Genomic DNA, 22,514 nt, shown 5'->3' on the forward strand with positions numbered 1-22,514 from the left:
CGGACTAGTAGCTAAGTGTCATTGCGGGAAACTCGGTGAAGATCTGATCGGCTAGCTCTATGAGCGGGGCGCTTAGCACAGGAGCAAACAGCCCAATCACCGCGACAACGACCAGAAGCTTCACGGTGAGCGGCAAGCTTTCATCCTGGATCTGCGTCGCCGCCTGGAGGATGCCGATGACGAGGCCGACAACCACTGATGCAATGAGCGGCGGTAGAATCCAGATCATGAAAACCACCAGTGATTGGCTCATAAGAGTAATGATGCTGGATTCAGTGATGATCAGCCTCCCGGTAACGTATAACTCAGCACAAGCCCATGCATCAATTTTGACCAACCATCAATGGCAACAAACAAGAAGATCTTGAACGGAACAGATATAACAGTTGGTGAGACCATCGACATACCCATTGCCATCAAGATAGTTGTCACTATCAGATCTATAACAATAAAAGGCAGATAAAGTAGAAATCCTATCTCAAATCCGCGCTTCAATTCTGATAGCAAGAAAGATGGTACAAGTATTGCAAAGTCATCAGGCGTGGCTGCAGCGTGCATTTCCTCTGGCCAGACCTTTTCTGTCGAAGATAGGAAAAATCGCCGCTGCTCTTCATTTGTGAATTTCTTGAGATGCTCGCGCAAGGGCTCACTTCCGGCTTTAGCGGCGCTTACCCAGTCGTCGAATGTCTGATAGTGGAGCTTGGGATCCGACATGCGGTCATAGGTCTGCTCAGCAACGGGCGCACTAACGAACATAGTGAGGATCATCGCCGCGGCGTACAGCACCACATTGGGTGGTATGGTCTGGGTCCCGAGCGCATTGCGGACGAGGAAAAGAACAATTGATACCTTTACAAAGGCCGTTGTCGTGGCAACTGCTAAAACCAGCAGACCGAGTCCGGCGGTAACCGCAAGAAGCGCCAGGATTGTCGGCTGAGCTTCACTCATTGCATGCAAACCCGCCACGGAGCCTGATGCCCAGCTCTTCTCCGATGCGGACAATGTCGCCACGCCCGATACGCTGACCATTGGCCACTATGTCGACCGGGCCGTCGATCGGCCATCCAAGTTCAAAAATATGCCCTTCGCCGGCACTTCTTAATTCCCCAAGAGAAATAGGCCAGCGGCCGCATTCAAAGACAAGCACGATCTCGACATCGTCGAGATCCTTAGTAAGCTCCAGTTGCGATCCGGGTTGTGTCATATGCGCACTCTCCAAAGGACACGGTCGCGGGCGGAAAGGCCCCCGCAAGATTAATTCATCGCCGTCAAGATCCGCCTCGGCGCACAACTGGCCGACAGCTAGGGTGATCTGGCCGCGGCCGAACGGCGCAATATCGGGCAACAATGCATCACCGACACATGCGCTTCGAAGAAGCGCCGCAGGAAGGCGAAGCGTGCCGACCTCTCCTGCAACAATGAGCGGGAGCTCTGGAGGCAGCCCGCCCAGCTGCCGCGGCAACTGGGCAAGCAGTTCGCCTAGCGCGCGAAACGCAGGCGGTACTAAGCCGTCAAGTGGCGTGAACAGGAATAGACGGCCCTTGCCCTTGACCGCGCCGAAAATGATGTCGAGTTCAAGATGAGGAGCCAGCATCGTGGCTTCGCATACCCGCACGAGTTGCACGTTCAGACGCGTCGTCTCCTCCAGTCGAGTGACAAGCGGCTCCAGAGCGAGTTCGAGAATTAGCGAAGCAGTTGGCTCGGAAGGGAAGGCCAAGCCGTTCTGCACTGTCGTGATGAACTCCTCTACGAGCGGGCGCGACAGTGACAAGATGACCGTTTCGGCTCCCACTCTCCAGACGCAGTCAAGCATCGGAATGGCAGCAGGTTCCTGCTGCCAGACAAGCCCTGCCGTTCGCACCGATAGCGGCACCTCGTTGATCCGGCTTTGAAACGGCGTGCGCGGCGCTGCTGTATCATTGAGCCACGAGACAACCGTGTGGGACAGTTTCAGAACTGGTTCGAACATGGCGGGTGTGACCGCAGCGCCTATCAAAGACTGCACGGTCGTGTCATTCGGACGACCTCTTGCGACCGTCGGATCCGGTTGCGCGGCATTTAGGCAAGCGACCCCCTCGCATATTTCAGCAGTATCTCATCGTCGGCCTCGATCTCGGCTGCGGCCTCCGAATGAGTCTCGACGGCGCGCCGCACGTCGTCCTCGATTTGTTGCCATTTGTCCCTTGCCGCCGAACATATGACCCATAGCTCCCTCGTCCTGGACGCCGCCATCTCAGCCTCCTCTTGAGCGATTTGGGTATCATCAAGCATCTGCCGTCTGGAATTGATCTCAGCGGCAAGTTGTTCAGTGTGAAGGCGGTGACGGTCGAGCGCTGCGCTAGACAAGTTGTCGAGTGACATCAGATGCTGATAGAGCGCTGCTTCTTTTCTTGAACAATGTTGCTGTATCATTGCAAGCTCCCTAGAGGCATTTTGTACGGCTGAGGCGGCCACATCGCGCTGGGCTTCCTTCTTGGACAGCTCGCCAAGGGCACGACGCTCTTGCATTTCCTTCAGAAGCCGTATACTCGAAGACTGAATCCAGTTTACGCGGTCAGACGCGACATCCATGCGACCGTCTCCTCGAAATCTGACGCGTCATCTTCGCTCTGGCGCAGAAACTCCCTCAGTTCGTCGATTGACGCGACAGCCCGGTCAGTCAGGGGATCTCCACCTGGCTTGTATTCGCCAACATTGATCAAGAACTCGGTCTCGGCATAGCGCGACAGGAGCTCGCGGAAAATGGATGCTGCCTTGCGATGTGTCCCCGAAACGACTGCATCCATGACGCGGCTGCGACTCTGCAGCACATCAATAGCGGGGAAATGCGATCGCGCCGCAATAGCGCGTGAGAGGATGACATGGCCATCGAGAATACCACGCGATTCCTCGGCGATTGGATCACCCGTGCCATCACCCTCTACAAGCACCGTATAGAAGGCCGTGATTGAGCCCCGCTCACCCATGCCGGCGCGCTCGAGCAGGCCTGGCAGCATGCCAAAAACGGAAGGAGGAAAGCCCCGTCGCGTCGGCGGCTCACCCGCAGCAAGGCCTATTTCGCGCATAGCGCGGCAGAAGCGCGTCAGCGAATCCAGCATGAGAGCAACGCGTAGGCCTTGATCGCGGAAATATTCCGCGAGCGCAGTCGCCATTGGAGCGCATTGCGCACGCTCTACCGCCGAGCGGTCGGATGTTTCAACCACGACGACCGTACGGAGAAGGCCCTCTTCACCAAGATTCCTTTCGATGAATTCACGAACTTCCCGTCCACGTTCGCCTATGAGCGCCACTATGACGACGTCAGCGGCGGCACCCTTTACGATCTGTGACAACAGCGTCGACTTGCCACCACCTGGCTCGCCATAAATCCCGATCCGCTGGCCCTCGCCGCACGTCAGCAGACCATCGAGGACACGGACCCCAAGCGGGAATGGCCGCTCAATCATGCGCCTCGTCATCGGATTGGGGGCTCTGCCATGCAGGGGCCGAGTTTCGACGGTCTTGATTTCGCCTTTGCCGTCCAATGGGCGGCAACGACTGTCGATCACGCGACCGAGCAAATCGCCGCCGACGGGCACCTCACGCATTCGGCCAGTGGCCACGACCTCTGCGCGGCTGGATAGGCCCACCAAGTCCCCGATCGGTGTCAGCAATACACCATCACCCGACAGGCCGATCACCTCGGCCTCGAGCGACAGCCCGGTTCGCGGGTCCTCTAGGAGGCAAAGTTCCCCAATACGAGTGTCTGGCAAGACGGCATGAACCAGTGTGCCGATAGCCCGCGTGATCCGACCGCGCACCGCACGCGTGTCAATTCGCTTGGCCGCAGCCCTCAAAGACGAGATTGCTGGAACGAGAGCTCGAGTGTGGGCGTCAGCGTTATGTTCTGGGACGGGCTTTCTCATAGCTCGCCTTTCTCACAGAGCGTCCCGAAACCAAGGCGCAGCGCGCGCATCTGGGCGTCAAGTCCAAGGTCAACATTGCCGTACTCGCTCCACAGCACGCAGCGTTGCGGCGACAATGTCGGGTCGGGCTCGATCCGCACCCTTGGTCGACCATCCTGGCCGTCGCATCGAGCAAACTCTCGTGCAAGCATGTCGACTTGCATGGGAGAAACATGAAGGCAAACGTCGGCGCCGCTGTATTGACACTCTATGGCGTGACGAACAGCCCTCACCAATAGCTCGCCCGGATCGAAAGCGCCGATAAGATCGCTCAATATTTCCATCACGAGCTGCGGCAATTCCTGCTCCAGAGCCGCCTTTCGTCGCGCGATTTCGGAGATTGTCTCCGCAATCAACCCTGCCATCTCCTCGGTGCCTGCATTCGAGCCCTCCATGTGGCCGCGCGCCCACGCCCGCTGGTAAACCGCGCGTGCCCAGTTTCGAACGCGCTGCCGATGCCGTTCTGCCGCGGCAAGGGCTTGCGCGGCGCTGTGCCAGGTTTCGAGCTCGCTCGCGGGTATCAGTGGTCCGACTGGACGCATCTGCGGCGCTATTGGCCCCTCGGAAAGTTCGACTGTCATTTCACCGGGGTCTCTGTCTCAAAATGAGCTACTACAAGTGAAAGCAATTGGCCGGCGGCGGTCCAATGCTCATGTGCTGGAGTCTCCGCGGCAGTCCCCTCGGGCAATCGAAGAAGCACGCGGTTACGCTCGGTCGCTGAACTGTCCTGGAGCCAAGCTCCAAGACATGCGTGTCCATCGTATTCGATTTGCTGAGCGAGTTTTTCTGGGTCCGAGATCAGTCTTTTGTCAACAGCATGCAGCAGGTGTCGGATTCCGAATGCGTGTGCATCCACGCCGATGCGTTTAACAAGGATGGCAAGCTCAGGCTGAGAGACAAACGCGACCAGCGAACGGGCATGCCAGATACTACCAGCAAGAAGGGTCGCTCGATATGGATCATGCCCGCGTAGAAGGTCCGGCCTGCAGCCGATGTGGTTCAGATCCACGTCATCGTTGCCCAGCAATTCTGCCAGCCTTGGATGCAGTCTGGAACACTTCTGCAACTTCACTAACGTTTCGGCCGATAACGCTGGATCAAGACGCGCCGCAAGACGGGTTGGATGGGCCGAAGCCGCAAGCTCGCTCGCGCCCGGAAAGTGCGGACCATCAGGTCGGGCGGTCTGTATAGGCATTGGCAATGAGATGTCACCCACGTCCAATTGCAGGCATTCTTTTGCGAATGGCCTCGACAGCAGAAGCATCCCGGCGCCCCTCGACCTTGGAAACGCCGGTTGATTGCTTGCGCCGACGCGTAACAACGCCGATCAAGAGATAACAGGCCACGGCGAATACGGCTGCGGCAAAACCTGTTACGGTCGCCAGAAGTGGCGCAGGAAGAGGTAGTGATGCTTGTGGCAAAACAGCAGTCGGATCGGGCCGTTGCTCGTGTGCGGAACGTTCTACCGGCACCAAAACCACTTCCACCTTATCGTAGGACAGGCCTTCGATGCTGTCGGCTACAAGCATCTTTATCTTTGGCAGCAGAGCCGCGACATTTGTTTTTGCGTCGTGCCTGATAAACACCGAGGCCGAGGATGGCGTGGCACCGGCTCGCACAAGGTCGTTATGCGGCAGCACGACGTGAACACGTACAGAAAAAACGCCATCGATATCGCTGATCGTCCGCGACAACTCTTCGCTCAGGGCATACACGTAACGGGCACGCTCTTCGGTCGGCGAGGCAATCAGGCCTGATCCTTGGAATATCTCACCGAGGTTCTTGAAGGATTGGCGCGGCAGCCCCTTGGCGTTCAGAAGGTTGATTGAGAAGGCGAGCAGCTTTTCGTCAACCTGGATCGTGCTGGTTCCATCCTTGGCGACCACCCGGATCGCGGCGACCCCGTTGTCTTCAAGAAGTGCGAGCATTTCATTTGCCTCACGCTCTTGCAATTGCGTGTAGAGGTCGGCTTTGCAAGCAGTGAGGGCGACGAGAACTGGCAGCATGACAAGTCTAACCGACCGCCACCCTGACAGGCCACGCATGATTTCGCCCTCGGCCAAGCCAATCATGCGCGCGGTTCAGCCTTCCTTCAAAAGTTTATTCACGGATGATGTGACGCCGCTGACGCCTTTGGAGATAAGCGCCACCTGGGTGACGCCGTTGTAAACATCCCGAAGACCAGCCATCATCGTTTCGAAGTCTTGCCCTTGTTGGGGAATGCCCGAGATTCCGGTTCCCGCCTCACCTGGAACGGGAAGCTTCTGCGCCGGTCCCGGTAGAGCGCCCTTCGAAAGGGCTATGTCATGGTCGAGCGCGGGGAAGGAAACAGTGTTGTGTGGATATAGGGAGGAAATCGTCTGCAACACGCGATCGCCCATGCCGCTCGTCGGCGCAGCCGCGCGCTGAACATCCATCGCCGCAGCAACTGGCGCCGCACTCGCTGGCCCCGCGGCGGCATCGTTTTTCAGCGAGTCGGCTGCATGCCCTAAGGCGCGCTCAAACTGGGCCTGCTCGACAATCGACGGTGATCCGACCCTGGGGAGGCCAGCCGTTAGAGTGGCAGAGATCGACGTGACAGGCATCATCATGTAAGGACTCGGTTGCTCTCTCTGACCGGGCGAGCCCCGCCCATTCATCACCCGGTGTCGGCGCAACACTCCTAGGGGGGCAAGCTGACAACAAGCTGACTAACGGCGGCGTCATTTCGACAATCTAAAATCTCTTCGGCAATTTAGTCACTTGTGATGATTTCAGCGTTTGGTTTATCAGTGCGACATGCCGAGAACGCTTATCCAACCCGTCACCCTGCATGTTTTGAGACTTCTTTGTGCCGGGTTTTTTCTGTCCACCGGGATTCACCCGGCGCATGCAGTCCCGCTGTCCCTTCCGGCGACACCCTATAGATACACGGTTCTGGATCAGGAGCTCGCTGCAGCGTTGCAGGAATTCGGCAACAACCTGAATATCAGGGTCAACATCAGTCCTGCGGTGAAGGGGCGAATTCGCGGACGTATGCCTGATTTGCCACCGCGCGCGTTCCTCGACCGCTTGACGAACCTTTACGGTCTACAATGGTACTATGACGGCCTTGTGCTCTATGTGTCTGCTGCACAAGAATCGCAAACTCGAATGCTTTTGATGACGTCGATTCGCTTCGATGCGTTCAAGGGGGCTCTCGACAAGCTTGATATCTCCGACGAGCGCTATGTGGTCAAACCCGTGCCAGGCAATGGCCTCGTCTTCGTTTCCGGTCCACCGCGCTTCGTCGCACTCGTGGAGCAGACCTTTAACGGCTTGGTGGCGCAGGCGCAGGCGCAGACTCACATAGCGGCAACGCCAAAGGAATCAGTGCTGATCTTGTTTCGCGGCTCCTCCACTACGGTCGTTCGCGACGGACGACCGGATGCTTCTTATTCTTCTGACATCCCACAACAGGATAGCGTTGGCGGGAAGCCTGAGCTGGGCAAGAAATGAACATTGAGGATTTCCCGCAGCTCTGAAGAACATGACTGCGGCTACCCCTTTGTGAACTCTTCGCAAACTCGTCAGTTTCTCGAAAGCTAATCCGCTCATGATGAGTCCCGGCAGCTCTCGCGGTGACTCCGGCCATTGTGTTGGACCGAACCTTGGAGCCGGCCCGGAACACAGCAATTGAAGGCAGGGCAGGCGCATTCGTGACCTGCCGACGCTTGGAATTGTCGAATTTTGTGAAACGCAAGGGATCTTCTGTCGGGGTCTCTTGTGGGGATTTCAACGTCACGTCTGAGGATGCATAATGTCGGCCAGTAATCTTTCAACTTTCTACCGCTCAAATTCGCTACAGTCCGCAAGGGGTTGGCCGGGCCTGAAAGTTTCCCATTTTGCGACCCAGCATCAGCAAAGTGCATCGTGCTTCGAAGCGATGCTGTCCACTTGTGTGCTGGCAGACAAGCCCGGCTCTTTCGCGCAAGGGGATCTGCCAGCGTCGAATCTTGATTCGACAATGGATAAATTGCGGCAGGACCCTTTGGGCCATCTGGCACCGGATGTCTTGACATTGAATGGCTTGGAGCAACACCCACTGGATCTGCTGCCGCCAAATATGAGGGCGGCTCTCAAGGAGGACCAATCGCAACGCTCCAAGGCGACTGAAGCCCAACATCTGCTCGGCGTCACTCCGAAGATCGAGCCGGCTCCCAGGCCGAGCCCCGGAATCACGTGGAACGGTGGGTCGCTGACCACGGCTGAGTTGCAGATTGTTGCGGTACTCAACCGTCACAAGGACCAATGCCCGCTTACTTGGAAGTCGTTGACCGACAAAGCCAATGATCCCTCTACGCCACCGGATCTGAAAGCGGCGATCCAGGGACTGCAGCAGGATTCGGGACTTTTTTATGCGATTGGCTCGCAGGGCGACGGCCGCTGTGGAGGCAAGATCAACGCCAAGGACTTGGCCGGATTTTCAAACCACCACCCACAAGTTGCTGCATTTCAGGAAGCCCAAGCGCGAAGCTACGAGCAGAACTACATACCATCCGACGGCAGCGGAGGTTTGCAGCCTTCGGTCATGACCTTGAGCGATGCCTTGCGGGAGTTTTACCGGTACTCCGAAAATCTGTCCAAGGACCTGAGTCTGGATGAGTTCAAGAAAATGGTCGGCGGCGAATCGAAAAACGGCAAATTTCCGCCCCAGGTCATTGCGGCGGCGCAATATTTCCTCGATCACCCCGATGCTTGGAACCAGTTGTGCGGTGGCTCGAAAGGGAAGATGCACAAAGAGGATTTCCTGCAAGTCGCCTCATCGTCGATGAGCCTCACGCAAACTGAGCTGAATACGGTCGAGATGATCAAGGACCATCAGGACACGTTCTTTGGAAGCGGTGTTCTGACTCGCGACAAACTGGCGAAAATGAAAGACGACAAGAGCCTTGATCCGAAAGTGCGGGAAGCAGCCTCTCAGCTCCTTTCAGATCCTCTTTTGTTTGGCCTCCTGAACAATTCGATCACGGGCTATAAGACCCATCATAAATTCTTCGACTTTGGCGGCGGGCATACGGTTGATTCCGGCAATATCAGCAAAAAAGACTTTGCCCATTTTTGCACAAACATGTCGTCTGCGAACCGCAACGTTCAGCAGCCAATCACCCACGGCGCCCAAACCGCAGAAGAGCAGAATGCCGTCGCGGACATGAAGATGGGCCTGATGGACCAGCCTGACATTAAGTCAGCCAAAAAGAACGGCGGGGCCGTCATGCACGTCGTCGACTCCGTGCTCAAAATCGAGACGAAAGTGCTCGACTTGGCGGCAACGGCGGTGGGACTGCTCAGCTTCATTCCGGGCCTCGGACAAGTAGCCGATCTTGCCTCGATGGTTCTCGAGGCTGAGTCGCAAGCAGCCAATCTCCTGCGTACGGCCATTAACGGAGGCGATATGAAGCGAGCGCTGGAGGAAGCTGGCCTCAATATGGCCGCGCAGGCGATCGGCCTTATCGCAGGCCCCGAGGTCAAGCTGGCCATTCGAAATGGGCTCGTAAAGCACCTGATGGAAGAGGCCTTGGCGGCAGGCATTGATCTTTCGGTCTCGACGGCGCAGGACTACGCAGAAGGCTATGTGAATAACCTCAAAGCGCGCCTTGCAGGCGGCCCTGAGCAAAGCCTAGGCCTTCCGAGCATGCCATCATTCCAGAGTGTGGCAAGCAATGTGCCCTTCGTCGGCATTGCCTTATCCTAGCCGTCGCCTTGCGCGGAAGCTTTGGCTCGCGCGCTGACATAAGGGTCATTGTGGCACAAGCAGGGGTTCATCCGCATCAACGCAAGCGGTGTTCCTGACGCCATCTGGATCGGACTGTGAGGGGGATGTCCGAAGTCTGTGAAGACTTCGGTATATGACGACTTCAGAGTTACGCTGAGCCCAGCCATCTCGAGCCGGTGCGCCGGGTCGAGGTTTTCACGGGCGCCGGCCGGTAGCGGGAATGGTCTCCGGAAGGCACGGCGCGGATGGTGGCGGAGCGGCGCAGCCGAAGGAACGGCTGTCGCGCGCCCAGGGCGGCCTCCCGAACAGCAGACGATGATCTCCTGCCTTGGGCCTATATCCTCGTGCCACGCTCAAGGCAGTCGGCTGAAAACAGCGCTGATTTAAAACAGCATTATCCTGCACTGCACCCTCGATCCTTGCGCTCACCGATCGCTCGTCGACACGCACGCGGTCAAGTCGTTATCGGCGCTATGCCGATGGGCTTCGAGAGCAAGGTGGACGCTGAGCGGTGCGTCAGCCTCAGGGCGCGGCTGGCCAGCTTTGGGTCTCACGCTCTATGACGGCAACACCCGGCTGATCCACTTGGCCTGTTCGCGGGCTCCCGGCAGCGGCGCGGAAGCCACGGTCCGCCTTCCTCGGCTTCAGGCCAAAGATACCGCAGCATGCTCCAGAGCTATGTCTGCCGCCTTCGCCCCATCGTCGCTGGTCATGTGGAAAGGACAAGCAGGCTACGCACCCTATAATCCCGTCGGGCAGGATTCGACAGTCGACGGCGAGACATTCGCCAAACCTCCCCCTTGATTCTCAGCAACGTTAAAAAAAATTCACATAATGTTCGTGAGTGTAGTCTCCTGTCAGGTGGTACATTAGCCCCAATATCTGGCGTCTTAGTCGTAGAAAGGACTGTGATCTATCTTCCATTAGCATCCATACCAGCGGATTTACAGCAAATGACGAGAGAGGTCTCATGCGGATTGATGGGGATAGAAGGGCTAGCGGCTTGCTGCATCCCGTCCGGGTTGATGCTAACCAATGTTGACACTGGTAAATCGCCTAAGGACGGCAGCGCATCTTGATCGCCTTCGAATCCTGGGCCTTTGCGCGCATGCGGATCTAACCGTCGGCGAGCTGGCCGATATTACCGGTCTGCCTCGCGAGCAGGTTCGACGCCACGTTCGGCGGCTGGTCAGAGCCAACTTTCTTTGCTGCAACGAACAACGTCCGCAGTCTTCGTACCATATGCAAGCAGGAGGCAAGGATGGCGAGCTGGCTCAATTGGTGGTCGATCTCCTGCCCCACGATGATGGCCATCATAAAAGAGACCTACAACGCCTGGAAGCAATACAAGACGCGCGGTTGAAGGGACCGCCTGCTTGATCGTGAAATAGATCAGTCCAAATGGAGCGCGACTACCATGGATAACTCCGCCGGCGGCGCCATCGCGCAGCCCGACACTTACGGGCGGCCTCACTTAGCCGCCGTCGACTCCCGCGTTCACGAACTGCTTCTAAGACAGGAGCGTCAGGAGCGGACAACTCTCAAACTGATCGCCTCCGAGAACTTTGCCTCCTCGGCGGTGTTGGAAGCGACCGGGTCGATTTTCACCAACAAGTATGCCGAGGGATACCCCGGTGCGCGCTACTACGCCGGAAACGAGATCGTCGATGAGCTTGAGACCCTCGCGATCGAGCGCCTGAAAGCGCTATTTGGCAGTGAACATGCCAACGTCCAGCCTTATTCAGGCTCGCCAGCCAACCAGGCTGTCTATCGCGCGCTTTTGAGCCCCCGTGACAAAGTCATGGGCTTGCCTTTACCCGAAGGCGGCCATCTGACTCACGGTTGGTCCGTCAATTTTTCCGGCAGCGATTATCAGCGCGTCCCGTACAGGCTGCACGAAAAGACACAGCAAATTGACTATGACCACTTGCGCGAGACCGCCAAGCGGGAACGCCCGAAGCTAATTTGGGTCGGCGGAACTGCTTATCCGCGTATTTTTGACTACGCGGCAATGGCCGAAATTGCTTCGGAGGTGAACTCGTATCTGGTGGCTGACATCGCCCACATCTGCGGCCTGGTTGTCGCAGGAGTGCATCCGAACCCCGTGTCCCATTGCGATGTGGTCACCAGCACCTCTCACAAGTCGATCCGCGGTCCCCGGGGTGGCTTCATTTTATCAAGGAATGAAGACCGTTATCAGCCCCTCCATCATCCGAAGAGCAAACACAATCTGGCCAAACGTATAGACCGCGCCGTGTTCCCTCTTCTGCAAGGCGGACCGCATATGAATACTATCGCCGCGCTTGCCGTCGCTTTGCAGGAAGCAGCGAACTCGTCCTTTCGTGTCTACGGTCAGCAGATCGTCCACAACGCCAAGGCTCTGGCCCAGGCACTTCTGGAGCGAGGTTATGAACTCGTCACCGGGGGCACTGACAATCACATGCTGATCCTTGATCTTCGGGACCGGTCGCTGTCAGGCAAAGCCTATGCGGAGCGCTTATCGCGTGCAGGCATCATTGCGAATTTCAATATGGTCCCGGGCGACCGGCGGCATCCGGCGCTGACAAGCGGCATCCGCTTAGGGACACCAGCGGTGACGTCCATGGGCATGCGCGAAACGGAGATGGTGCAGATCGCCGCTTTCATCGACTCGGTCTGCCGCCAGCCCGATGACCAGGAAGTTCATGCGAGCGTACGAAGAGACGTTGCCGACTTCTGCACTGCGTTCGATGTTCCCGGCATCCCCGACCGATAAGCCACCCCAATCCAGAAACTCCTCACTAACTCCAGCACTTGAAGCGAGGGCATTTTTATGACCAGGCAGTTCGTGTTCTCTTCCGAATCCGTCGGCGCGGGACACCCCGATAAGATGGCAGACAACATCTCCGATGCCATTCTCGATGCGGTCCTGCGCACCGATCCGAAGGCGCGCGTCGCCTGTGAAGTGTTGGTGAAGACGGGGATGGTCGTTGTGGCTGGCGAGATCACCAGCCATGCCCACATCGATTACAGCCAAGTCGCCCGCGATACGATACTCGATATTGGCTACGACGATGATGCGATTGGCTTTGATGGTCGACGTTGCGCCGTCGTTCTGGCCCTCACCGAGCAGTCGCCCGACATAAGCCAGGGCGTTGATGAAGGACGAGGGCAGGATCTCGGGCAAGGGGCAGGGGATCAGGGCATCATGTTTGGATTCGCATGCAACGAGACGGATACATTGATGCCCCTGCCGATCCAACTCGCTCACCATTTGACGAAAAGACAGGCCGAGGTCCGGAAAGCGGGACAGCTTGGCTGGCTGCGTCCGGACGTGAAATCTCAAGTGTCGGTACGCTACGAAGGGCTCCGCCCGGTGGCGCTGGATACCATAGTCCTGTCAACGCAGCATGACGAAGCGGTCTCACAAGCCACGGTCCGCGAAGGCGTCATTGAGGAGATCATAAAACCGGTCCTGCCGGCCCACCTGGATACTTCGGGGATCAGATTTCTGGTCAACCCAACAGGGCGGTTCGTGGTCGGTGGGCCTGCCGGCGACTGCGGCCTCACAGGACGGAAGATCATCGTCGATTCCTACGGTGGGACCGGGCGTCACGGCGGCGGTGCCTTTTCGGGCAAGGACCCATCCAAGGTTGACCGCTCGGCGGCCTATGCCGCCCGGTATGTCGCGAAGAACATCGTTGCCAGCGGCCTTGCGGAGGTCTGCGAGGTTCAGCTTGCCTACGCGATCGGCGTGGCCAGTCCGGTTTCTGTCATGGTCAATACCTTCGGAACCGCAAGGATCGAGGAAAAAAGGATCGAGCGCCTTGTTCTCGAGGTTTTCAATCTCCGACCGAAAGGCATCATCAAGATGCTTGATCTCTTACGGCCGATATACCGCAAGACGGCGACATACGGACACTTCGGGCGTGAAGAGCCTGAGTTCACTTGGGAGAAGACGGACAAAGCTGACGATTTGCTGCGTGAAGCCGGACCGGCAGCTGCGTGAGGGCGGCTGGATCAAGCGCATGCGGCAACCCATTTCAACTCGCGAGACCACGCCCGGCCGGCGTGGCAAGAAGCCGGCTCGGGTTTTGGCGGAGATTTTGATGCCGGATTATGACGTGCTTTGCATCGGCAATGCCATTGTCGACATCATCGCCCAGTGCGACGAGGAATTCCTCGAGACCAACGGCATCATCAAGGGCGCGATGAACCTCATCGACACACAACGCGCCGAACTGCTCTACAGCCGCATGGGCCCGGCGATCGAAGCGTCCGGCGGCAGCGCCGGCAACACGGCGGCCGGCGTCGCCAGCTTTGGCGGCCGCGCGGCCTTCTTCGGCAAGGTCTCCAACGATGCGCTGGGCGAAATCTACGCCCACGACATCCATGCGCAGGGCGTCGCCTTCGGCACCACGCCGCTCAAGGGTGAGCCGCCGACGGCGCGCTCGATGATCTTCGTCACGCCCGACGGCGAGCGCTCGATGAACACCTATCTCGGCGCCTGCGTCGAGCTTGGCCCTGAGGATGTCGAAGCCGACAAGGCGTCCGGCGCCAAGGTCACCTATTTCGAAGGCTATCTGTGGGACCCGCCGCGCGCCAAGGAGGCAATCCGCCAGACGGCGAAGCTGGCGCACGCGGCAGGCCGAGAAGTGTCGATGACGCTGTCGGATTCGTTCTGCGTCGACCGCTACCGCGACGAATTCCTCGACCTGGTGCGCTCGGGCACGGTCGACATCGTCTTTGCCAACAGCCACGAGATCAAGTCGCTCTACCAGACATCGTCGTTCGACGAGGCGCTGGCCCAGATCCGCAAGGATTGCCGGATCGCCGCCGTCACCCGCTCGGAAAAAGGCTCGGTGATCGTGCGCGGCGACGAGACCGTGGTGATCAAGGCGACCGCCATCAAGGAACTGGTCGACACGACGGGCGCCGGCGATCTCTATGCCGCCGGCTTCCTGCATGGCTACACGCAAGGCCGCGACCTGCAGACTTGCGGCGACCTTGGCTCACTGGCAGCCGGATTGGTGATCCAGCAGATCGGCCCCAGGCCCCGTCAGAATTTGCGCCGCGAGGCTGAGCAGGCGGGGCTGACCATTCCGGACGTTCAAACGAGTTAGTGGCCTACCTTCCCGTTGTGCAGGCTATCTCGCCAGAAGCGCAATCACGGAATAGGGAAATCCTGATGTCGAACATGATGAAGGCGCTTGTGAAGGCCAAGGCCGAACCGGGCATCTGGATGGAAGAGGTGCCGGTGCCGGAAATCGGCCCCAACGACGTGCTGATCAAGATCAAGAAGACGGCGATCTGCGGCACCGACGTGCACATCTACAATTGGGACCAGTGGGCGCAGAAGACGGTGCCGGTGCCGATGGTGACGGGCCATGAATTCGTCGGCACCGTTGCCGATTTCGGCGCAGCGGTCACCGAATACAAGGTCGGCCAGCGTGTATCGGGCGAAGGCCACATCGTCTGCGGCCATTGCCGCAACTGTCGCGCCGGGCGAGGGCATCTGTGCCGCAACACGCTCGGCGTCGGCGTCAACCGTCCAGGCGCCTTCGGCGAGTATCTGGCGATCCCGCAGCACAATGTCGTGCCGATCCCCGACGATGTGCCCGATGAGATTGCCGCGATCTTCGATCCCTTGGGCAATGCCGTCCACACCGCATTGTCCTTCGATCTGGTCGGCGAGGACGTGCTGGTGACTGGCGCCGGGCCGATCGGCATCATGGGCGCGCTCGTCGCCCAATGCGTCGGCGCGCGCAAAGTGGTCATCACTGACATCAACCCGGTGCGGCTGGCGCTAGCCAAGAAACTCGGCGTCCAGCATGTCGTCGACGCCTCGAAGGAGAAGCTGCGCGACGTCATGCCGGTGCTCGGCATGACCGAGGGGTTCGACGTCGGCCTCGAAATGTCAGGCGCCGCCCCCGCTTTCCGCGACATGATCGACACCATGAACAATGGCGGCAAGATCGCCATTCTGGGCATCGCGCCGACCGGCTTCGAGATCGACTGGAACAAGGTCATCTTCAAGATGCTGCATCTCAAAGGCATCTACGGCCGCGAGATGTTCGAAACCTGGTACAAGATGATCGCGCTTGTGCAGGGTCCGCTGGATGTCTCCGGCCTGATCACCCACCGCATCGGCATCGACGATTTTCAGATCGGTTTCGATGCGATGAAGAGCGGCAGTTCCGGCAAGGTGGTGATGGACTGGTAGGGATTGCCTTGGCCGCTATTCAGGAAAAGCTGACGACAGCACCTCTGGTCCGCCGGACATTTTCCAACTAGGGGAACATGGCTGGGTGGAGAGCTATGGCTCCGCTACGTGCGCTCGCTAATCATATACGGCGACGTATCGCGGCCCACCCGGTGACGGTCGATGGGGCAATTCGCTTCAGTCGATGACGGAAACCCGGTGAACCGATGCTGAGGCCCCGACGCGATCGTCTATTTCCTATGATCTGCGATTGAGGTCGAGGTGTTGCCGCTTTCAGCGGGTAAGATGCGATAGACGACTTCCGGTACCCTTCCGGTCAGCGAAAAGGAAGGCAACGAGCCGCATTGCCTCAAGCAAAATGTTACCAATAGTGTCCTGTTCCAAAGGGGATGGACAGGTCGTGCCATTCCGGTTCGGGGGAAGGATGGCGCGGCTCAGCATGGCGACACGGTGAAGCGGCGATCGTGGAGCTTTATTGCGGCGTTGACAAGCGGCGCATTCTGGATGAGTTCGAGGCGGTAACCGGCTATTATTCGCAAGCGCGCGATCCGTCTTATGAACCGTCGTGAGCAGAGGCCGTCTGCGGGCAAGAGCCGCAGCCGCTGTTACGGCAGCGATGTCCGCGACGCGCTCATCGTGTTGTGGGAGGATTCGGAGCGGCTGGGTCCGCATCGACGCTCGCGGCGGCCAGCGCCGCCGGGCAGGAATGAGTTCGCAGTTCGCCGCTCGGTGCCAGCCCGCACCTTCGGCGATTGGAAAGATCCGCCGCCCGGCTTTGTTGAGCGCATTCGGGCACGTCTTCGTCAGGGAGCTTCGTGCAGACGATGGTGCTGACCGGATTGCCGCCGGCTGGACCGATTGCATTCCGCTCCGCACGCGCGACAGCGGCAATGTGATCATGGCGATCAAGCAGGCCCGCTCCCGGTTTCGCTGACCCTGTGCTGCTGTTTGCCGGCATCCGCCCGCACAGGAAGAGCTTGTAAAAGTGCGGAAATCGAGGAGCCGTTGGTCGTCGATCTTCAGCCTGAACGCGGTCGTTTGCTGGTGCCGCAAATCGGCTGTTGCATGTACATCCCTGTCAGACGTCAGTTTTCCTCGCCTATTTTGGTGTCGAGCGCGAAGTGCTCCAACCAGATTGCAAGGCTTTTTGGAAATGAGAGCGGCTTTGCGCAGGGCGCTCCGTTGTTGAGCATTCAAGCTACCAAGCCAATGACGCGCAGGTTCCACCAGGCTCGCCAGCCTTGAAGGACAGCGAAAAAAGCAGAGCACGACAGACACAACAGTGCATCAGGACGCCGCAGTCGTTGAAGATGGTGCGCTGCATCCATACCGTGGATGCATTCGATCCAAATAATCGATTTGTTCAATCAGTTTCTCGAAAGCTAACCCTACCCTCTGTGGGAATCGGGCTCTGAGCCGCGACGCTGCCTTGCGAGCGCAGGGGCTGCACGTAGGAGAGATGATGCAACGAGAAATCGCACGCGGGTTGCTGGCCTCGTGGGTTCGCCGACCGGCGTATTTGAGCCCGTCAGTTGGTCCTCACCCGCGCCTATTGCCACCGAGCGACTTGCATGTCCCTCCGACTCGGACCAGTTCCGAGAGCTGCGACGAGTTGCGCGCCGTGTGCTCCGATCAGATGGCCGCCGGTGACGCGTTCGATGGGCCGTCCCTCTTCGAGAGGAGATGAAATGCGAACGCTGCTCGTGGATCATCATGCGGATCTTGCGCGCGCCATGCGACTTGCGCTCGGGGATGGCGGCTTCGTCGTTGATGTCGTTGGTACTCTGGAACTGGCTTCGAGTGCATTTTCTTGCGCCAGCTATGAAATTCTCCTGCTGGAATTGGCTCTGCCAGATGGCGATGGCTTGGGTTGGCTGAGGCAGTTGAGGACCCACGGGCATTCAGTTCCTGCCGTCATTATGAGCAGCCTTAACGATCTCGATAAGCGAATTGCGATCTTCAACGGTGGTGCGGACGACTTTCTGCTCAAACCCATCTCTACCGATGAGCTTATTGCCAGAATGAGAGCCATTCTGCGCCGGGCGACACAGATGACCGACCTGAGGCTCGTATTTGGCAATCTCGACTTTGATCCGGTCGCCCGCCAGGTTTTCGTTGATGGGCACCCAATGATGATCGCACGTCGCGAACTCTGTGTTCTAGAGCACCTGCTTAACCGGGCAGGCCGCATCGTGCCCCGTGCGCAATTGGAAGATCACCTCTATTCATTCAACGACGACGTGTCTGCCAACGCGCTTGAAGTCGGAATTTATCGTTTACGGGGACATCTGACCAGATCAGGTGCAACGCCACGGATCAAGACCATCCGAGGCATTGGTTACATCCTAGAATTGACTGACGCCTCGTCCGCATAGTTTGTCGAATCGAAAGAAGATCTATTTTGCTGATCCTTCAACATCCTTGCGCTGCGCTCAATTGGCGGGCGATCGCCAACAAGGTTACAAGACCTGCAGTGCCCCGTTACCTGGGCCATCTCCTCTGCGCGCTTATTGTGACTTTCCCACTTGGTGTCGCGGCGCAAAACAAGCAGGACAAAGGCCCGCCGCATGCGGCTTCGAATAGCATCAACGCCACGCTGACCCTTTCCTCTTCGCTCGGGGAGACCGTTCATCTGCCCGGGCCAGCCACGACCATCTTTGTTGCTGACCCCACGATCGCGGATTTTCAGGCGCCATCGAGCAAAACAATCTTCGTCTTTGGCAAGAAATCGGGGCGGACCAGCCTATTCGCCTTGGATGGCAATGGCGAGCCTCTCGCCGAATTGCGTATCGTTGTCACGCAACCGATCGGGGATTTACGCGCCATGTTGCGGGAGCAGGTCGGCGACTATCCCATCCGCGTCAACTATACGCCGCGCGGCGCAATCCTTAGCGGGACGGCGCCCGACGCAGAGGTCGCCGACACCGCAAAAAGAGTCACTGAGCAATATCTGGGCGACGGAGCGCAAGTCGTCAACAACATCAAGGTCGCTGGATCCCTGCAAGTTAACCTCAGCGTGCGCGTAGCCGAAGTCTCACGCAGCGCCATGAAGTCACTCGGCGTCAACTTGTCCGCCTTCGGTCAAATCGGCAATTTCAAAGTGGGCGTTCTAAGCGGAAGCGCTGCAAGCGCTGGGTCTGGTTCAACCCAGGGTGGCGGTACAGCAGAAATCGGATTCGACAACGGTGCCGTCAACGTCAGCGCGGTTCTCGACGCGCTCGCCAAGGAGCATATAGCTTCCGTCCTGGCTGAGCCGAACCTCACCGCTATGTCGGGTGAAAAGGCCAGCTTTCTCGCGGGCGGCGAATTTCCCATTCCTGTCCTGCAGGAAAACAGGCAGGTATCGGTTGAATTCCGTCACTTCGGCGTCAGTCTGGAATTTGTGCCGACAGTTCTCAGCAACAATCAAATCAACATTCACGTAACGCCCGAAGTCAGTGAACTGTCGACGCAAGGTGCCGTGCAAATCAACGGAATTTCCGTGCCGGCAGTTTCCACGCGCCGAGCCGATACGGTCGTCGAACTCGCCAGCGGCCAGAGCTTCGCAATCGGCGGTCTAATCAGGCGGAACGTCAACAATGATGTCAGGGCCTTTCCCTGGCTCGGAGAACTGGCGATCCTGGGACCGCTTTTTCGCTCGACCTCGTTTCAAAAAGAGGAGTCAGAACTGGTCATTCTAGTTACGCCTTACATTGTAAGACCAGGCTCCAACCCAAACCAGATGAGCGCACCGACCGAGCGGGCGGCACCGGCTTTGAACGGAGGGGGCGCTCCGACGAATTCCGTGACAAGTCCCCCGCGAGACCGCGCTGCTATCCGTGCGGGCGCGCCAAGCGCCCAGGGCGGTCTCGGCTTCATCATCGAATAGTGTCATCCAAAGATGTTGCGTTTTATAATCCTCTTTGTCGCTCTGGCACCAAGCGTAAGTGGCTGCACAAGCACTACGCCAGTTGATGTCGAACCATCGGCACCAATGCTTGTCCGAGAGGAGACCACCGTCCTGACGTTGCAAAGCCTGCGCGCTTCCGAACGGCAGCGTTTGCGTGTTTTCCTAGACAAGGCCAGTCGCGGCCGGTTCGATGCCATCCACCTCCTCATCAGCGGTTCGCCCCAGCTCAGCGCAGGGGTAGCCCATCAGGCCAGGCAGTTGGCAATCGAAGAAGACAACATTCAATTGCGCGATCAACACGACGCCGGCTCAGTGCGAATTGAGGCGATTGTCTATCACGCCCGTCCGCCGGTCTGTCCCTCATATGGTGCCTTACCCAATGAAGAATCCTTCAAACAGCCGCTTGGTTGTTCGACAGGACATAACCTGGCCGTGATGGTCAACGATCCGCGCGATCTGCTCGACAATCAGGCCGTCAAGGCCGGCGATGGCGATCGTGCTTCTGTACCAGTTGCAACTTACAGAACATTCGGGACGGATAAAGGTGGCTGATACCGCCCTTATCTCGGCAGCACTCCTACCGGAGATTGAAAGCTTCCAATCGCGTCCTGATCTAAAATAAAAGGAACCGCTGGATGCAATATAGGCGCTATATCGAGGGCCTTAGGGCCGTTGCTGTACTTCCGGTCGTACTCTTTCATTTCGGAATTTCGGCGATCCCGGGTGGCTTTAGCGGGGTCGATATCTTCTTCGTCATCTCCGGCTACCTAACCAGCGGAAGCCTCCTGGATGACCTTGAACGCGGCCAATTTTCCATCGTCAACTTCTACTGGCGCCGTGCCCGGCGCATTCTGCCGGCGCTCGTCTTTGTGATGCTTCTCACCTGCATTGCGGCATTGTTCATTCTTCTGCCACCGGATCTGCGCGGATTCAGTCTTAGCATCATAGCTACCTCGACCTTCTGGTCGAACGTTTTCTTCTGGAAAACGTCAAGTTACTTCTCTATCGATGCCGCGCTTCTACCACTGTTGCACACTTGGCCGCTTTCCGTAGCGGAGCAGTACTACATCTTCGCACCAATCCTGATGTTCCTAATCTATCGCTACATCGGGAAGCGCTGGCTGACGACACTTCTTCCGATAATTCTCTGCAGCTTCGTAGTGGCGGTGATGGCGACATCGCTGGCACCCACCGCCGGATTCTATCTGCTGCCGACCCGAATCTGGGAACTCATGTTGGGCGCCCTGCTCATGCTCAAATGCCCCTCGCCGCTGGGCAACCGACTCCTGATGGAGTCGGTGGGGGTGGCCGGATTTGGCCTTCTCGCCATCGGGTTCTTCGCGATTTCGGCGAGTGATCCGTTCCCAGGCTACAACGCCTTGTATCCATGCATCGGAACGGCCCTTCTGATCTATGTTGGCCAAAATACCCCCTCGACGGTCGCCACCCGCATGCTCGAAGTCAGGCCGCTGGTCTGGATTGGGCTCATCTCGTATTCGTTGTATCTTGTTCACTGGCCTCTCAATGCGTTCGCGCACTATCTTTCGTTCCAAAAACTCGATCCGTTGATGACCGGTGCGATGTTGGTGGCAAGCCTCGCATTGGCTGCATTCTCCTGGAAGTTTGTAGAGCAGCCGTTTCGACAGAAGAGGGCCTTCACCTCCCCGGGGCCTATCTTCGCCTTTTCAGCGCTCGCGATCGTTGTCCTTTGTGCCGGCGGAGCGGCGGGGGCGCTCGGCAACGGCTTTCCGCAACGGTTTCCGGACTATGTCCAGCGGCGCATTTCCGTCGGGGACTGGAGGAATGGCATCTGTTTCAACGAGGGCACCAGCCGGATCGAAAGCTGGAATATGGAGGATTGCACGCGCACCAGCGGTTTTCCAACAACGGTTTTTTTGTGGGGCGACTCCTTCGCCGCGCACTATGTTTCCGGCTTGGGTGCTAACATAAATCGATTGCAGGCGAACATCGTTGAATATACGTACGCCAGCTGCGCGCCGATACTCTATTACTACCCGTACGATCGTCTTGATTGTGTCCGGTTCAATCGCAAGGCCTTGGACGTCATCTTGGAAGCGGACATCAAGACGGTTATCCTCAGCGGTAGATGGAGTGACTATGAGGTCAGAGGTTTCGACGGTCTTCAGCAAACAATCGCTACGCTTCGTGCCCTGGGCGTGCGCGTGTTTGTCATCGGCCAGTCTCCGCAGTTCCCAACTGACGTCCGGAAAATTGCGTTCTTCGCCAAGCGCCAAAATCTGGACGATACGTCCTGGCCGATCGCGATGGACCCCGACGTCAACGAACGTGTGCGCTCATTTACCAAAGGCGCCACATTCATCGATCCGCTGAAATTCCTGTGCAGCGCAGGACGCTGCGCCTATTTCGATAGAGGAGAGTTTTTATATTTCGACTATGGTCATTTCTCTTCAGCCGGCGCCACACTGGCAATCTCGAAATACTGGCCGGCTTTTGGCAAGGACAATGCTCTTCCTAAGACGAAGTAGCGGCTCAGCGGCTGACAAGCACCAGTACGGGTCCCAGTGATAGCTCCTGCTTCCGCAGCAGCCGCGACGATGGAGCTGTTCAGGTTTAAGGCCCCCCGATAGTGACCTAGGTGTGGAGCTTCAACAGGTTGTCCTCGATCAGGGCGAGGCGACTGATAGGCGTTTTTGACTTTAGGCTGCCATGTGGACGATGCCAATTGTATCTGTGCAGCCAGACAGGCAGTTCGGCGGCACGATG

Annotated in this window: 20 protein-coding genes and 2 pseudogenes; 12 read left to right on the forward strand and 10 right to left on the reverse strand. The window is 58.0% G+C overall.

Features of this window, described 5'->3' with window-relative positions; all coding sequences use genetic code 11:
- Positions 1-4: 4 nt before the first annotated feature.
- From CK227_RS29505 to CK227_RS29545, 9 genes are all read right to left on the reverse strand, one after another.
- On the reverse strand, positions 5-280 hold the full coding sequence (locus tag CK227_RS29505; RefSeq protein ID WP_024505375.1) for an EscS/YscS/HrcS family type III secretion system export apparatus protein: 276 nt from the start codon (positions 278-280) through the stop codon (positions 5-7).
- A gap of 2 nt (positions 281-282) precedes the next feature.
- On the reverse strand, positions 283-948 hold the full coding sequence (gene sctR / locus CK227_RS29510; RefSeq protein ID WP_029354851.1) for a type III secretion system export apparatus subunit SctR: 666 nt from the start codon (positions 946-948) through the stop codon (positions 283-285).
- Positions 941-1,969, reverse strand: a complete 1,029-nt coding sequence (gene sctQ, locus CK227_RS29515; RefSeq protein ID WP_095769044.1) for a type III secretion system cytoplasmic ring protein SctQ — start codon at positions 1,967-1,969, stop codon at positions 941-943. Before sctQ ends, sctR begins: the two co-directional genes overlap by 8 nt.
- An 89-nt stretch (positions 1,970-2,058) precedes the next feature.
- Positions 2,059-2,571 carry a hypothetical protein gene (locus tag CK227_RS29520; RefSeq protein WP_063169269.1) on the reverse strand — a complete coding sequence of 171 codons (513 nt, stop codon included), beginning with the start codon at positions 2,569-2,571 and terminating at the stop codon, positions 2,059-2,061.
- Positions 2,547-3,905, reverse strand: a complete 1,359-nt coding sequence (gene sctN / locus CK227_RS29525) for a type III secretion system ATPase SctN (protein WP_063169268.1) — start codon at positions 3,903-3,905, stop codon at positions 2,547-2,549. The genes CK227_RS29520 and sctN overlap by 25 nt, the downstream gene beginning before the upstream one ends.
- Entirely contained in the window at positions 3,902-4,525 is a 624-nt protein-coding gene (gene sctL / locus CK227_RS29530) for a type III secretion system stator protein SctL (RefSeq protein WP_024505371.1), read from the reverse strand. Before sctL ends, sctN begins: the two co-directional genes overlap by 4 nt.
- A complete protein-coding gene (locus CK227_RS29535; RefSeq protein WP_306462320.1) occupies positions 4,522-5,160 on the reverse strand; it encodes a nodulation protein NolU in 639 nt (212 codons plus the stop codon). The genes sctL and CK227_RS29535 overlap by 4 nt, the downstream gene beginning before the upstream one ends.
- Positions 5,153-6,016 carry a type III secretion inner membrane ring lipoprotein SctJ gene (gene sctJ, locus CK227_RS29540; RefSeq protein ID WP_024505369.1) on the reverse strand — a complete coding sequence of 288 codons (864 nt, stop codon included), beginning with the start codon at positions 6,014-6,016 and terminating at the stop codon, positions 5,153-5,155. Before sctJ ends, CK227_RS29535 begins: the two co-directional genes overlap by 8 nt.
- A 9-nt stretch (positions 6,017-6,025) precedes the next feature.
- On the reverse strand, positions 6,026-6,535 hold the full coding sequence (locus CK227_RS29545) for a nodulation protein NolB (RefSeq protein ID WP_024505368.1): 510 nt from the start codon (positions 6,533-6,535) through the stop codon (positions 6,026-6,028).
- Positions 6,536-6,722: 187 nt separating this feature from the next.
- Between CK227_RS29545 and CK227_RS29550 the strand changes: the two genes are divergently transcribed.
- From CK227_RS29550 to CK227_RS29605, 12 genes and pseudogenes are all read left to right on the forward strand, one after another.
- A complete protein-coding gene (locus tag CK227_RS29550; RefSeq protein WP_024505367.1) occupies positions 6,723-7,421 on the forward strand; it encodes a secretin N-terminal domain-containing protein in 699 nt (232 codons plus the stop codon).
- A 301-nt stretch (positions 7,422-7,722) separates the two neighbouring features.
- The gene (locus CK227_RS29555) at positions 7,723-9,657 is read left to right on the forward strand and encodes an HrpF/NolX family T3SS translocon protein (protein WP_024505366.1); all 1,935 of its coding nucleotides are present in this window, start codon (positions 7,723-7,725) and stop codon (positions 9,655-9,657) included.
- A 1,056-nt stretch (positions 9,658-10,713) separates the two neighbouring features.
- On the forward strand, positions 10,714-11,058 hold the full coding sequence (locus tag CK227_RS29560; RefSeq protein ID WP_082826567.1) for a helix-turn-helix domain-containing protein: 345 nt from the start codon (positions 10,714-10,716) through the stop codon (positions 11,056-11,058).
- A 37-nt stretch (positions 11,059-11,095) separates the two neighbouring features.
- Positions 11,096-12,433, forward strand: coding sequence for a serine hydroxymethyltransferase (glyA, locus tag CK227_RS29565; protein WP_063169266.1), 1,338 nt, complete (start codon positions 11,096-11,098; stop codon positions 12,431-12,433).
- 57 nt (positions 12,434-12,490) lie between these two features.
- Positions 12,491-13,666 carry a methionine adenosyltransferase gene (gene metK, locus CK227_RS29570; RefSeq protein ID WP_063169265.1) on the forward strand — a complete coding sequence of 392 codons (1,176 nt, stop codon included), beginning with the start codon at positions 12,491-12,493 and terminating at the stop codon, positions 13,664-13,666.
- Between the two features lie 100 nt (positions 13,667-13,766).
- On the forward strand, positions 13,767-14,780 hold the full coding sequence (locus CK227_RS29575) for an adenosine kinase (protein ID WP_063170366.1): 1,014 nt from the start codon (positions 13,767-13,769) through the stop codon (positions 14,778-14,780).
- 65 nt (positions 14,781-14,845) lie between these two features.
- Positions 14,846-15,880: an L-threonine 3-dehydrogenase gene (gene tdh / locus CK227_RS29580; RefSeq protein WP_063169264.1), complete on the forward strand. Its 1,035-nt coding sequence runs from the start codon at positions 14,846-14,848 to the stop codon at positions 15,878-15,880.
- 714 nt (positions 15,881-16,594) lie between these two features.
- Positions 16,595-16,763 (forward strand): annotated as a pseudogene (locus CK227_RS37550) (transposase); the annotation flags it as partial.
- Positions 16,764-17,568: 805 nt separating this feature from the next.
- Positions 17,569-18,255, forward strand: coding sequence for a response regulator transcription factor (locus CK227_RS29590; RefSeq protein ID WP_063169262.1), 687 nt, complete (start codon positions 17,569-17,571; stop codon positions 18,253-18,255).
- A gap of 71 nt (positions 18,256-18,326) precedes the next feature.
- Positions 18,327-19,748 carry a type II and III secretion system protein family protein gene (locus CK227_RS29595; protein WP_063170365.1) on the forward strand — a complete coding sequence of 474 codons (1,422 nt, stop codon included), beginning with the start codon at positions 18,327-18,329 and terminating at the stop codon, positions 19,746-19,748.
- Between the two features lie 12 nt (positions 19,749-19,760).
- Positions 19,761-20,321, forward strand: coding sequence for a CpaD family pilus assembly lipoprotein (locus tag CK227_RS29600; RefSeq protein WP_063169261.1), 561 nt, complete (start codon positions 19,761-19,763; stop codon positions 20,319-20,321).
- 83 nt (positions 20,322-20,404) lie between these two features.
- Complete coding sequence (locus CK227_RS29605) at positions 20,405-22,276, forward strand: acyltransferase family protein (protein WP_063169260.1); 1,872 nt, start codon at positions 20,405-20,407, stop codon at positions 22,274-22,276.
- A 106-nt stretch (positions 22,277-22,382) separates the two neighbouring features.
- Here CK227_RS29605 and CK227_RS29610 read toward each other — a convergent pair.
- Positions 22,383-22,514: pseudogene (locus CK227_RS29610) on the reverse strand (IS481 family transposase); the annotation flags it as partial.

The organism is Mesorhizobium sp. WSM4308, assembly GCF_002294905.1.
Taxonomy (GTDB): domain Bacteria; phylum Pseudomonadota; class Alphaproteobacteria; order Rhizobiales; family Rhizobiaceae; genus Mesorhizobium.

Coding starts and splice junctions, on each gene's coding strand:
- sctR (WP_029354851.1), bottom strand. CDS start 948: ATGAGTGAAGCTCAGCCGACAATCCTGGCGCTTCTTGCGGTTACCGCC.
- sctQ (WP_095769044.1), bottom strand. CDS start 1,969: ATGTTCGAACCAGTTCTGAAACTGTCCCACACGGTTGTCTCGTGGCTC.
- CK227_RS29520 (WP_063169269.1), bottom strand. CDS start 2,571: ATGGATGTCGCGTCTGACCGCGTAAACTGGATTCAGTCTTCGAGTATA.
- sctN (WP_063169268.1), bottom strand. CDS start 3,905: ATGAGAAAGCCCGTCCCAGAACATAACGCTGACGCCCACACTCGAGCT.
- sctL (WP_024505371.1), bottom strand. CDS start 4,525: ATGACAGTCGAACTTTCCGAGGGGCCAATAGCGCCGCAGATGCGTCCA.
- sctJ (WP_024505369.1), bottom strand. CDS start 6,016: ATGATTGGCTTGGCCGAGGGCGAAATCATGCGTGGCCTGTCAGGGTGG.
- CK227_RS29545 (WP_024505368.1), bottom strand. CDS start 6,535: ATGATGATGCCTGTCACGTCGATCTCTGCCACTCTAACGGCTGGCCTC.
- CK227_RS29550 (WP_024505367.1), top strand. CDS start 6,723: ATGCCGAGAACGCTTATCCAACCCGTCACCCTGCATGTTTTGAGACTT.
- CK227_RS29555 (WP_024505366.1), top strand. CDS start 7,723: ATGTCGGCCAGTAATCTTTCAACTTTCTACCGCTCAAATTCGCTACAG.
- CK227_RS29560 (WP_082826567.1), top strand. CDS start 10,714: ATGTTGACACTGGTAAATCGCCTAAGGACGGCAGCGCATCTTGATCGC.
- glyA (WP_063169266.1), top strand. CDS start 11,096: ATGGATAACTCCGCCGGCGGCGCCATCGCGCAGCCCGACACTTACGGG.
- metK (WP_063169265.1), top strand. CDS start 12,491: ATGACCAGGCAGTTCGTGTTCTCTTCCGAATCCGTCGGCGCGGGACAC.
- CK227_RS29575 (WP_063170366.1), top strand. CDS start 13,767: ATGCCGGATTATGACGTGCTTTGCATCGGCAATGCCATTGTCGACATC.
- tdh (WP_063169264.1), top strand. CDS start 14,846: ATGTCGAACATGATGAAGGCGCTTGTGAAGGCCAAGGCCGAACCGGGC.
- CK227_RS29590 (WP_063169262.1), top strand. CDS start 17,569: ATGCGAACGCTGCTCGTGGATCATCATGCGGATCTTGCGCGCGCCATG.
- CK227_RS29600 (WP_063169261.1), top strand. CDS start 19,761: ATGTTGCGTTTTATAATCCTCTTTGTCGCTCTGGCACCAAGCGTAAGT.
- CK227_RS29605 (WP_063169260.1), top strand. CDS start 20,405: ATGCAATATAGGCGCTATATCGAGGGCCTTAGGGCCGTTGCTGTACTT.